General features: G+C 54.3%; 4 protein-coding genes, 1 tRNA gene and 3 rRNA genes. All 8 read left to right on the top strand.

The genetic code is table 11. The features are described from left to right. The first annotated feature begins 335 nt into the window (after positions 1-335). The 8 genes from MNU25_RS15390 to MNU25_RS15355 all read left to right on the top strand — a co-directional run bounded on the left by MNU25_RS15390 (position 336) and on the right by MNU25_RS15355 (position 12489). Positions 336-1902, top strand: a 16S ribosomal RNA gene (locus tag MNU25_RS15390). A 335-nt stretch (positions 1903-2237) separates the two neighbouring features. Continuing rightward, positions 2238-2313: transfer RNA gene (locus MNU25_RS15385), tRNA-Ala, on the top strand. Positions 2314-2544: 231 nt separating this feature from the next. Continuing rightward, a 23S ribosomal RNA gene (locus tag MNU25_RS15380) occupies positions 2545-5876 on the top strand. A 209-nt stretch (positions 5877-6085) separates the two neighbouring features. Continuing rightward, a 5S ribosomal RNA gene (gene rrf / locus MNU25_RS15375) occupies positions 6086-6202 on the top strand. The 16S, 23S and 5S rRNA genes sit together here with 1 tRNA gene alongside, the layout of an rRNA operon. 764 nt (positions 6203-6966) lie before the next feature. After that, positions 6967-7464 carry an NADH-quinone oxidoreductase subunit NuoE family protein gene (locus tag MNU25_RS15370; protein ID WP_240986879.1) on the top strand — a complete coding sequence of 166 codons (498 nt, stop codon included), beginning with the start codon at positions 6967-6969 and terminating at the stop codon, positions 7462-7464. Between the two features lie 542 nt (positions 7465-8006). Further along, complete coding sequence (locus MNU25_RS15365; RefSeq protein WP_240986878.1) at positions 8007-9776, top strand: NADH-quinone oxidoreductase subunit NuoF; 1770 nt, start codon at positions 8007-8009, stop codon at positions 9774-9776. A gap of 18 nt (positions 9777-9794) precedes the next feature. Continuing rightward, positions 9795-11537 carry an NADH-dependent [FeFe] hydrogenase, group A6 gene (locus MNU25_RS15360; protein ID WP_240985869.1) on the top strand — a complete coding sequence of 581 codons (1743 nt, stop codon included), beginning with the start codon at positions 9795-9797 and terminating at the stop codon, positions 11535-11537. Between the two features lie 346 nt (positions 11538-11883). After that, complete coding sequence (locus MNU25_RS15355) at positions 11884-12489, top strand: uracil-DNA glycosylase (protein WP_240985868.1); 606 nt, start codon at positions 11884-11886, stop codon at positions 12487-12489. Positions 12490-12542: the final 53 nt, after the last annotated feature.

The following is a 12542-nucleotide window of genomic DNA, read 5'->3' as shown; positions in this document are numbered from 1 at the left end:
CTCACGGTGCTATTATATTTAAGCGTCGCGGGGCAAGAGCTTCCGGTCGCGAGGAAAACTCGAGCCGGACAGGCTGAAAAAAGGCGGAAGAAAATAGTAGTTGACAAATGATGTCGAAGGTGCTAGAATTCAATTCCGTCGCGGGTAACGACGCGAAGCCGTAAGGCGAACCGGTCTTTGAAAACTAAACAACAAGGACAGCCAATGAGACTCGTCAAGAGAATCTTATAAGAGAGCCAAGGAGCTTTCGTAAGAGGGAATCTGCTTTTTCTGTGAGGGAAGGCGGCCGGAGCAATCCGGGCGGTTGAAGGCACAGGGGAAGTCAAGATAAAAGTTTTACGGAGAGTTTGATCCTGGCTCAGGACGAACGCTGGCGGCGTGCCTAACACATGCAAGTCGAACGGAGATATTTTGAAGTTTACTTTAGGATATCTTAGTGGCGGACGGGTGAGTAACGCGTGGGTAACCTACCCATAAGGCCGGGACAACTCCTGGAAACGGGGGCTAATACCGGATAATCTTTCCGAGGGACATCTCTGGGGAAGGAAAGGCGGCCTCTGAAGATGCTGCCGTTTATGGATGGACCCGCGTCTGATTAGCTAGTTGGTGGGGTAACGGCCTACCAAGGCGACGATCAGTAGCCGGCCTGAGAGGGTGAACGGCCACACTGGGACTGAGACACGGCCCAGACTCCTACGGGAGGCAGCAGTGGGGAATCTTCCGCAATGGACGAAAGTCTGACGGAGCAACGCCGCGTGTATGACGAAGGCCTTCGGGTTGTAAAGTACTGTCTTTGGGGACGAACGGCGTCTATGTAAATAATGTAGGCGAGTGACGGTACCCAAGGAGGAAGCCCCGGCTAACTACGTGCCAGCAGCCGCGGTAATACGTAGGGGGCGAGCGTTGTCCGGAATTATTGGGCGTAAAGGGCGCGTAGGCGGATGCTTAAGTCCGGTGTGAAAGACTGGGGCTCAACCCCAGGGTTGCATCGGAAACTGGGCGTCTTGAGGACAGGAGAGGAAAGCGGAATTCCACGTGTAGCGGTGAAATGCGTAGATATGTGGAGGAACACCAGTGGCGAAGGCGGCTTTCTGGACTGTAACTGACGCTGAGGCGCGAAAGCGTGGGGAGCAAACAGGATTAGATACCCTGGTAGTCCACGCCGTAAACGATGAGTGCTAGGTGTAGAGGGTATCGACCCCCTCTGTGCCGCAGTTAACACAATAAGCACTCCGCCTGGGGAGTACGGCCGCAAGGTTGAAACTCAAAGGAATTGACGGGGGCCCGCACAAGCGGTGGAGCATGTGGTTTAATTCGACGCAACGCGAAGAACCTTACCAAGGCTTGACATCCTGCGAACCCTTAGGAAACTAAGGGGTGCCCTTCGGGGAGCGCAGAGACAGGTGGTGCATGGTTGTCGTCAGCTCGTGTCGTGAGATGTTGGGTTAAGTCCCGCAACGAGCGCAACCCCTATCTTTAGTTGCTAACAGGTAAAGCTTGAGCACTCTAGAGAGACTGCCGGTGACAAACCGGAGGAAGGTGGGGATGACGTCAAATCATCATGCCCCTTATGTCTTGGGCTACACACGTGCTACAATGGCCGGTACAGACGGAAGCGAAGCCGCGAGGTGAAGCGAATCCGAGAAAGCCGGTCTCAGTTCGGATTGTTCTCTGCAACTCGAGAGCATGAAGTCGGAATCGCTAGTAATCGCAGGTCAGCATACTGCGGTGAATACGTTCCCGGGCCTTGTACACACCGCCCGTCACACCACGAAAGTCTGCAACACCCGAAGCCGGTGAGGTAACCCGCAAGGGGGCTAGCCGTCGAAGGTGGGGCCGATGATTGGGGTGAAGTCGTAACAAGGTAGCCGTATCGGAAGGTGCGGCTGGATCACCTCCTTTCTAAGGAGAACTTAATCACGGTTTGAGCGGACTGTGAACTGCGGGGTTGAAAAAACCGCAGCAGTCACAGAGAAGCGAACATTTGATTAAAACATCCTCAGGTCGATAACGGACTGTTGTATCCTGCAGCGGGGTTAAAGCCGCGGGCCGGAGAAATGAGTTCGCTGGTCAATGAGCGTAAGCTCAAAATTGGGGTCGGCATTGGCAAAAGCGGATAAGTGGGTTGACCCCGATCGGTTTGTCCAAACTGTTCGCAGCTTGTTGTTTAGTTTTGAGGGACCATGTCAGAAGTGGGAAGTCAGAAGTTATAACCGAAATTCCGGCCTCTCAATTATGGGGGTATAGCTCAGCTGGGAGAGCGCTTGAATGGCATTCAAGAGGTCAGCGGTTCGATCCCGCTTACCTCCACCAAAACGGAAGCCGGAAACCGGAAGGTGATGGCTAATCTGACATTCGGTGGCAGAACCGACCGCGTATATCGGGTATTTCTATTCGAAGATCGAAGACAGGTACCCGGTAGGCAGAGTCCGGCTTGGAACCTCAAAAGCTGTTCTTTGAAAACTGCACAGAGTTTTTCAATACTGTCAAAGGATTCAACCGAAGAAACGAAAGTTTCAAAAGAACCTTAAGTGGCGGATTTTTGGTCAAGCTACTAAGGGCGTACGGTGGATGCCTAGGCGCTAAGAGTCGAAGAAGGGCGCGGTTAACAGCGAAATGCCACGGGGAGCCGTAAGCAGGCCTCGATCCGTGGATACCCGAATGGGGCAACCCAGCCGGAGTCATATCCGGTTATCTTTAGCTGAATCCATAGGCTAAAGAGGACAACCCGGGGAACTGAAACATCTAAGTACCCGGAGGAAGAGAAAGAATTATCGATTCCCTCAGTAGCGGCGAGCGAACGGGGAAGAGCCCAAACCGATCTCGATGTTCGTGGTTCGAAGTTCGTGGTTCGAGTGCAAGTAAATCTTGAAAGCCTGAGGAAGCAAGAAAAAGTTTTCTAAAGACCAAATAGATGCACATGCAAACGAACATCGAATATCGAATATCGAACATCGAGATCGGGGTTGTAGGACCCTCTATTAGGCCGGAGCTTCTAATTGAACAGGACTGGAAAGTCCGGGCAAAGAAGGTAACACCCCTGTAAGTGAAAGGGGCGAAGGCTGTGAGGGTATCCTGAGTACCGCGGGACACGAGAAACCCCGTGGGAAGCTGGGAGGACCACCTCCCAAGGCTAAATACTCCTTAGCGACCGATAGCGAACGAGTACCGTGAGGGAAAGGTGAAAAGCACCCCGGGAGGGGAGTGAAAAAGAACCTGAAACCGTACGCTTACAAGCAGTCAGAGCTTGTGGTTCGTGGTTCGAGATTCGTGGTTCGATGAATGTGTTTCTAAAAAGCGATAAACCGAGATACGACGGAGTCGTATCTTAGGTCAAGACCGCAAAGGAATACAAAGAATCGAACGACGTGCATCGAACCACGAACTACGAGTGATGGCGTGCCTTTTGTAGAATGAACCGGCGAGTTACGGTATGGAGCGAGGTTAAGGCGAAAAGCCGGAGCCGGAGCGAAAGCGAGTCTGAAGAGGGCGAATAGTTCCATGCTGTAGACCCGAAACCGTGTGATCTACCCATGGACAGGGTGAAGGTGGGGTAAAACCCACTGAAGGCCCGAACTCACTGTCGTTGAAAAGGCAGGGGATGATCTGTGGGTAGGGGTGAAATGCCAATCGAACACGGAGATAGCTGGTTCTCCCCGAAATAGCTTTAGGGCTAGCCTCAATCGATGACTGACGGCGGTAGAGCACTGAATAGGCTAGGGGCCTTACCCGGTTACCGAACCTTATCAAACTCCGAATGCCGTTAGGTTTAGATTGGGAGTCAGACTGTGGGGGATAAGCTTCATAGTCGAAAGGGAAACAGCCCAGACCATCAGCTAAGGTCCCTAAGTATACGCTTAGTGGAAAAGGATGTGGAATTGCTCAGACAACCAGGATGTTGGCTCAGAAGCAGCCACCATTTAAAGAGTGCGTAATAGCTCACTGGTCGAGTGGTTCTGCGCCGAAAATGTAACGGGGCTCAAGCGTATCACCGAAGCTATGGCTAGGAACGGAATTATTAAGTCTTTAGAGAGAGGGCCCGAAAAAGAGCCCTACATCAGGAATTTTGCATCTGCTAAGAAGGCAAGTTTCAATAAGAGCAAAATTCCCAAATGTTCTTCAGGGGCTGAAGCGAGCAGGATAAGCGCAAAGCTAAGGGTTTAATAATTCCGTTCCTGGGGTAGGGGAGCATTCCAAGGTCAGCGAAGTTCTTCCGGAAGGAAGGGTGGAGAGCTTGGAAGAGAGAATGCCGGTATGAGTATGCGAAAAGGAGGGTGAGAATCCCTCCCGCCGAAAATCCAAGGTTTCCTGGGGAAGGCTCGTCCGCCCAGGGTAAGTCGGGACCTAAGCCGAGGCTGAAAAGCGTAGGTGATGGACAACTGGTTGAGAGTCCAGTACCACCGGTAAGCGATTGAGCGATGGGGTGACACAGAAGGACAGGTCCAGCGTGCCGTTGGTTGAGCACGTCCAAGCCTCGAGGAAGCAGGGCAGGCAAATCCGCCCTGCGAGATTCTGAGGGGTGATGGGGAGCGAAAACAAGTAGCGAAGGGACTGAGTTCAGGCTGTCAAGAAAAGCCTCTAGTGAGCGAATCGGTGCCCGTACCGTAAACCGACACAGGTGGATAAGGAGAGAATCCTAAGGCGCGCGAGAAAACCCTCGTTAAGGAACTCGGCAAAATGACCCCGTAACTTCGGGAGAAGGGGTACTCCTAGGAATAGGAGTCGCAGAGAATTGGTCCAGGCGACTGTTTAACAAAAACACAGGTCCCTGCAAATCCGCAAGGAGAAGTATAGGGGCTGACGCCTGCCCGGTGCTGGAAGGTTAAGAGGAGAGGTTAGGGGAGACCCGAAGCTTTGAATTGAAGCCCCAGTAAACGGCGGCCGTAACTATAACGGTCCTAAGGTAGCGAAATTCCTTGTCAGGTAAGTTCTGACCCGCACGAAAGGCGTAACGATCTGGACACTGTCTCAACGAGGGACTCGGCGAAATTGTAATACCCGTGAAGATGCGGGTTACCTGCGACAGGACAGAAAGACCCCATGGAGCTTTACTGCAGCTTGACATTGGATTTTGGTAGAGAATGTACAGGATAGGTGGGAGACTAAGAAGCCAGGGCGCCAGCCTTGGTGGAGTCGCCGGTGGGATACCACTCTTTTTGTACTGAAATTCTAACTTAGTCCCCTGAAGCGGGGATGAGGACCGTGTCAGGTGGGCAGTTTGACTGGGGCGGTCGCCTCCCAAAGTGTAACGGAGGCGCCCAAAGGTTCCCTCAGCGCGGATGGAAATCGCGCGAAGAGTGTAAAGGCAGAAGGGAGCTTGACTGCGACACAAACAAGTGGAGCAGGGACGAAAGTCGGGCTTAGTGATCCGGTGGTTCCGAGTGGAAGGGCCATCGCTCAACGGATAAAAGCTACCCTGGGGATAACAGGCTTATCTCCCCCAAGAGTCCATATCGACGGGGAGGTTTGGCACCTCGATGTCGGCTCATCGCATCCTGGGGCTGTAGTAGGTCCCAAGGGTTGGGCTGTTCGCCCATTAAAGCGGTACGTGAGCTGGGTTCAGAACGTCGTGAGACAGTTCGGTCCCTATCCGTCGCAGGCGCAGGAAATTTGAGAGGATCTGTCCCTAGTACGAGAGGACCGGGATGGACGGATCCCTGGTGTACCAGTTGTCTCGCCAGAGGCACCGCTGGGTAGCTATATCCGGAGCGGATAAGCGCTGAAAGCATCTAAGCGCGAAACCGACCTCAAGATGAGATTTCCCACGAGCGTAAGCTCGGTAAGACCCCTGAAAGATGAACAGGTTGATAGGCCCGATGTGGAAGCGCCGTGAGGTGTGAAGCTGACGGGTACTAATCGGTCGAGGGCTTGACCAAAAGCGATATTGGAAATTCGAGGTTCGGGGTTCGAAAAGAACGTCAGAACCGAAGGGAAGAAGAATATCGGTAAGGCCACAAAAAGGTAAAGAGATTCAGAGGGGGCTCAAACGAACTCTGAATCTGAGGCGAAATCCAAAAGACAGTAAAGAGAAGAATCTGTGCAGTTTTGAGAGAGCATGGCTTGAAAAAGTCAGTTCATCTCAAGATCTGGTGACTTTACCGGAGGGGTTCCACCCGATCCCATCCCGAACTCGGAAGTTAAGACCTCCAGGGCTGATGATACTTGGGGAGCAGTCCCCTGGGAAAGTAGGACGTTGCCAGGTAAAGAAAAGGACTACAAGGAAACTTGTAGTCCTTTTTGCCGTAGCGGAGTCCAAGTTCCGACATCTGACCTCCGGCCTCGGACTTCTGAGCCGACCTCCGGCCTCAGACTTCCGATTCGGCCTCCGGGGCTGATGCGAAAACCGAAAACCGCTCCTGCCGCCCGAAGGTATCGTCACGGGTGAAGCCTCTGGTGTAGGTGTCCACCGGACATTTACGTCGGCGGGTGGTTTTCGGGCTAAGCAGGGCAGGAGGGGATAAAGGAGCAGGACAACTACGAGGTTGGGACGTACCCATGCTTCCATTGGCCTAGCGGCGTTCAGTTATGCGATACGTCATAAACATCGTCAAGATCAGTCGTCTGGGGATTCGTCAGTAGGGAATGTTCTACGTATGTCAAGAAGCGTCTCGAGAAGTACCTTGTCTTGGCTACCGCATAATGCCCGAATAGGGGGCCCAAATGGCCAACACAGCTCGTCAATGCCCGTTTTGCCCCAAAAAGGCTCGAAAATGCGGACATTTTAGTCCGTCAAAATTTAATGCGCAATCGCATAAGCAACCGGGTTGGACACATCTTCAAAGAAGTATCCGATTAGTATCCAAGGGAGTACCAGATGAAGTATCTCATGTTGCAGCCCCGGGTCCGCGTGCTCTTAGGCGGCGGAGAACGCCGGAAATGCTGATAAACTGCTCGGGATCGGGGCATACTAACGGGGATTTTTTCTGAACTGGAGAGATGTTGATGAGTCAGAGTGAACCTGGTCAGATGACGCAGCAGGCCGAGATCCCAGACGGGGGCGTGAATCGGCAATTTGCGCTGTTGGATGAGTTTGTGGCATCGCTGCCGTACAAAAAGGAAAACCTTATCGCAATTTTACACCGCGCCCAAGAGATTTTCGGCTCTTTGCCGGAGGAGGTCCAGATGCATATTGCCTACCTTCTGGATATTCCGGCGGCAAAGGTATATGGGGTGGTCAGTTTTTATTCCTTCTTTACAATGAAGGCGCGGGGACGCCATGTTGTAAATGTCTGTACCGGGACGGCCTGTTTTGTTCGCGGCGCGGCCAAAATCCAGCTGGAAGTTGAGAAACAGCTGGGGATTAAAACAGGGGAGACCACTGAAGACGGTCTTTTCACCTTGGAGTCTTTACGATGTGTGGGGGCCTGCGGCTTAGCCCCCGTGCTGGTGATTGACGGTAAAGTATACGGAAAAGTCGAGGTCGGTCAAGTCAAGGAGATTTTAGGGGAATACCGCGAGAAATAAGTTCAGGGTCCTTGTCGGGGCAGCGTAAGGGATTGGCTCAACGGACCGGTCGGAATAATTTGGAGGGCAGGCTCAGCGGTCCTGCCGGATTACCTTAAAGCGATGGTTAGCGGCAGTGTCGGCGAGCGAAAGCTCTGGTCTGCGGCTGGGCGCAACACCGTTGCGGCGAAGGAGAGAAAGAACGAATGCGGCTCGAAACAACAGATGCTCTGAATCGGTTGAGGGATGAGTCTCAAAGGTTAATCGAGGTGCGCGCACAGGCGCGGATCGAACCGTGGGAGCAACAAATGGGGTCTATTCCGGAGGACAGTGGGGCGGAGAAAGCAGAGTCTATTCCGGAGTGCAGTGGGGTGGAGAAAACGGAGTCTATTCCGGGGGGTGTCGGAGTAGAGGACACGGAGTCCGTTCCTCAGAATGCCGGGGAGAAGAATAAGGAAGAGGTTGAAGATCAGGATAAAGATAAGGACAAGGATAAAGATAGAGAAGAGCCTGCGCCCGAAGGAGCCGGAGGCGCCGCCCCCGAGGAGCGGGCCAAGCGGGAAATGACGGTTTTGGTCTGCGGGGGGACCGGTTGTCAAGCCTCCGACAGCGAAGAGATTATAGCCAGGATGAGAAAAGAACTGGCGGCGCGCCAAATGCAAGACCGCGTCCGGGTGGTTAAGACGGGCTGTTTTGGCTTTTGTGAGAAGGGACCGATCATGGAAATTCATCCGGACGATGTTTTCTACATCGAGGTGTCGCCGGACGATGTGCCGGCCATTGTGGAAGAACATCTCATACAGGGGCGGTATCTGGAACGGCTGCTTTATGTCAATCCGGTCAATGGTGAGAGGCTGGAGCGCAACCTTCCCTTTTATCACCGCCAATTACGGATTGCACTGCGTCATTGCGGGCTGATAGCCCCGGAAGATGTGAAGGAGTATATTGCTTTGGGTGGCTATCAAGCCCTGGCGAAAGCGCTCTTTCAGATGAAACCAAGTGAGGTTATCGCAGAGATCCGGGCCAGCGGCCTGAGGGGGCGCGGCGGGGGCGGTTTTTCCACAGGGTTGAAGTGGGAACTCATGAGCCGGGCGGAGGGAGGACAGCGTTACATTATTTGCAATGCGGATGAAGGCGACCCCGGCGCTTTTATGGACCGTTCCATCTTAGAAGGGGATCCCAACAGTGTATTGGAGGGTATGGCCCTGGCGGGGTATGCGGTGGGAGCCACGCACGGCTTTATCTATATCCGGGCCGAATATCCTCTGGCCGTGCACAGATTGCAGACGGCCATCCGGCAGGCCACAGGCTACGGACTGTTGGGCGAGAGAATTCTGGGCAGCGATTTCTGCTTCGGTATCGAGATTAAGTATGGGGCGGGGGCCTTTGTCTGCGGTGAGGAGACGGCCTTGATTCACTCCATTGAAGGCGGCAGAGGTGAACCGTCTGTGAAGCCGCCGTATCCCGCGCAAGAGGGCCTCTGGGGAAAGCCTACTTGTGTGAACAATGTGGAAACTCTGGCTAATGTTCCGATTATAATTGAACGCGGCGCGGACTGGTACGCCGAGATTGGCACGGAAAAGAGCAAAGGAACGAAAGTCTTTGCCCTGGCCGGGAAAGTGAACAATGTTGGGTTAGTGGAGGTCCCTATGGGGACAACTTTGCGGGAGATCATCTTTGATATCGGGGGAGGGGTTAAAAAAGGTAAGCGGTTCAAAGCTGCCCAGACGGGCGGGCCCTCAGGCGGCTGCATTCCGGCTCAGTGTCTGGATACCCCGATTGATTACGAGTCCCTGTTGGGTATCGGTTCCATGATGGGCTCGGGCGGGTTGATCGTTTTGGACGAGGATGACTGCATGGTTAATGTGGCTAAGTTCTATCTGGAGTTTACAGTCGATGAATCCTGCGGGCGTTGCACGGCTTGCAGGGTGGGGACCAAACGCCTGCACGAAATTCTCAGCCGAATCACGGAGGGTAAGGGAGAACTTGAAGATTTAGACCGTCTCACTGAACTCGGGGGGATTATCAAAGATGCTTCTCTTTGCGGATTGGGTCAGAGTGCCCCCAACCCGGTGCTCTCGACCCTGAAGTATTTTCGGGATGAATATGTGGCCCATATCGTGGAAAGACATTGTCCGGCCGGGGTCTGTGAGGCTCTGGCCCGGTACACGATTACGGAAAAATGTATTGGCTGCACGGTTTGTGCCAAGAACTGTCCGGTAAGCTGCATTGCCGGCTCCCCCAAAAAGCAGCACGTGATCGATCAAGAGCGTTGCATCCGCTGCGGCACCTGCCAAGCAAAGTGTCCGGTCGACGCGATTGTCAGGAAATAAAGAGAGGAAGGGAACGGGATGGCTGTAGAGCTCACGATCAACGATATTCCGGTCTCGGTGCCGGAGGGAACCACGATCCTGGACGCGGCGCGCACGATTAATATCGATATACCCACGTTATGCTATCTTAATCTGCATGAAATGAAACTGAACAACCATATCGCTTCCTGCCGGGTATGTGTGGTGGAGGTGGAAGGACGCCGGACGCTGGCCCCGTCATGTTCCACTCCCGTAACGCCGGGCATGGTGGTTAAAACAGATACCCCTCGGGCCATCAAGGCCAGACGTACGATGGTGGAACTCTTGCTTTCGGATCATCCGAAATCCTGCCTGACCTGCTCCAAGAATCTGGATTGCGATTTGCAGGCTTTGGCCTCAGACCTCGGGGTGCGCAATATCACCTATGAGGGAGAAGAGTCGCGCTTCGCCATCGACAAGTCCAGCAAGGCGATCGTCCGCGATCCGAACAAATGTATCCGCTGCCGCCGCTGTGAGACCATGTGCAACGAGGTCCAGACCGTGGGGGTATACTCGGCGGTGGGACGGGGTTTCGAAACCGTGGTCAAAACAGCTTTCGACCTGCCTCAGCACAAAACATCCTGTACCTTTTGCGGCCAGTGCCTGGCGGTGTGTCCCACGGGTGCCTTGACAGAACTCGACCAAGTGGACAAGGTGTGGAAAGCCCTGAACGATCCGGAGCGCTTTGTCATTGCGGAGACGGCCCCGGCCGTGCGCGTGGCCCTGGGCGAAGGGTTCGGGCTGGAGCCGGGTGCCATTGTCACGGGAAAAATGGTGGCGGCCTTGAAACGGCTGGGCTTTGATCGTGTCTTCGACACGGAGTTCGCCGCCGACCTGACCATCGTTGAAGAAGCCACCGAGTTGATGGATCGCCTGAAAAAGGGCGGGCGCCTGCCGATTCTGACCAGCTGCTGCCCGGCCTGGGTCAAGTTCTTTGAGCATCAGTTCCCGGACCTGCTCGACATTCCTTCGACCTGCAAGTCGCCCCATGAAATGTTCGGCGTGATTGCAAAAAAATATTATGCCGACTTGATGGGAATTGATCCCCAACGGATCACGGTGGTTTCCGTCATGCCCTGTGTCGCCAAGAAATACGAGGCGGCCAGGCCGGAATTGGGCCGGGATCCCAAGACCCCTGACGTGGATATCGTCATTACCACGCGCGAGTTGGCTCGCATGATCCGGGAGGCGGGTATTCATTTCGGAGCTTTGCCGGATGAGGATTTTGATCAACCTTTAGGCGAATCCACCGGCGCGGCGGTTATTTTCGGGACCACGGGGGGAGTGATCGAAGCGGCCTTGCGTACGGCCTATGAATGGATTACCGGTCGTCCTTTGGCAAGAATCGAATTCGAAGAGTTCCGCGGCATGGAGGGAATTAAAGAGGCGGTGATCGACATGGCAGGCCGCGATTTTCGGGTGGCAGTGACGCACGGGTTGGGCAATGCCCGCAAAATCCTGGAAAAGATTCAGGCGGGGGACAGTGAGTATGACGCGATTGAGATTATGGCGTGCCCCGGGGGATGTATCGGGGGAGGCGGACAGCCCTACCACCATGGTAATATGGAGATCTTAAAAGCCCGTGCCGCCGCGATTTATCGGGAAGACCGGAACAAGACCCTGCGCAAATCGCATGAGAACCCCGCGGTACGGACCCTCTACGAAAAATACCTGGGTGAGCCCTACGGAGAGAAGGCCCACATGCTTCTGCACACCCATTACATCGAAAGGCGCAAGATCTAGGGGGCATTGCGCGCAGGACAAGCCGACCCTAAGAGGGGTAAGAACAGGGGGAGGCAGCCACTGCCGGCTTTGACGGGATTCACTCCCGTCAGAATTTCCCCACTTGTGTTGAGGGCCGCCCGACATTGCTTTGACGAAAACTGAAAGAACGTGGTAGAATGACAGGGAGCTTTCGGGATGATATCCCTACCGCATGAGTGAATACTTCTGCCTTCGGACAGTCTGACAAAGGTACGGTACCGGCGTAAGCCACGGATGCGGCATCGGCGAAGGACAAAACACGATTGCGGTACTGGCGGAAGATAGAATCGGACCGAGTCGAGGCGTGTCGATAGGGGGGAGGCATATGGAGCCCGGGGAAAGAGACAGGGCTGAGTTGGCGGCCGCACTCGCCGCTTTGGCGAACGAAGCCGGCTCCTGCAATAATTGCGCTTTACGGCAAGGCTGCCGGGGAGTTGTTTTCGGGGAGGGCAACCCGGCTTCCTTAATTATGTTTGTCGGTGAAGGACCGGGAGAAACCGAAGATGAGCTGGGCAGGCCTTTTGTGGGAAAAGCCGGGCAGCTGTTGGATAAAATCCTGACAGCGGCAAATCTCCCCAGGGAAAAGGTGTACATAACAAATATCGTCAAGTGCCGGCCGCCGGGAAACCGCACCCCCGTCATGCCGGAGATGCAGGCTTGCCTTCCATGGCTGCGTCGTCAGTTTGCGATACTGAGGCCGAAATTCATGGTTTTGCTGGGTTTGGCGGCGACTCATGGTATACTGAATCCCGAGCTGAAAATGGGTGAAAGTCATGGTCACTGGTTTGAGCGGGGAGGCGTGCAGTTTATGCCGACATACCATCCGGCGGCGGTTTTGCGCAATCCCGGCTTGCGTCGTTCGGTGTGGGAAGATTTCCGGAAAATCAGGGATGCCGTGCTTAACGCTGGGGGACAGTCCCACAGCCTGTGAAGGTGTGTAAATACCCGCGTTCTTGGGTTCGGTTGTATCTTGCTGTCCGGTTG

Origin of the sequence: Acididesulfobacillus acetoxydans (genome assembly GCF_902729405.1) — a bacterium.
In the GTDB taxonomy this organism is placed as follows: domain Bacteria; phylum Bacillota; class Desulfitobacteriia; order Desulfitobacteriales; family Desulfitobacteriaceae; genus Acididesulfobacillus; species Acididesulfobacillus acetoxydans.
Note: the sequence above shows the minus strand (reverse complement) of the source record. Positions and strands in the feature narration are given on the sequence as shown.

Bases quoted from the DNA above. Each gene is read 5' to 3' on its own strand.
- MNU25_RS15370 (WP_240986879.1), top strand. From the start codon at position 6,967: ATGACGCAGCAGGCCGAGATCCCAGACGGGGGCGTGAATCGGCAATTT.
- MNU25_RS15360 (WP_240985869.1), top strand. From the start codon at position 9,795: ATGGCTGTAGAGCTCACGATCAACGATATTCCGGTCTCGGTGCCGGAG.
- MNU25_RS15365 (WP_240986878.1), top strand. From the start codon at position 8,007: ATGACGGTTTTGGTCTGCGGGGGGACCGGTTGTCAAGCCTCCGACAGC.
- MNU25_RS15355 (WP_240985868.1), top strand. From the start codon at position 11,884: ATGGAGCCCGGGGAAAGAGACAGGGCTGAGTTGGCGGCCGCACTCGCC.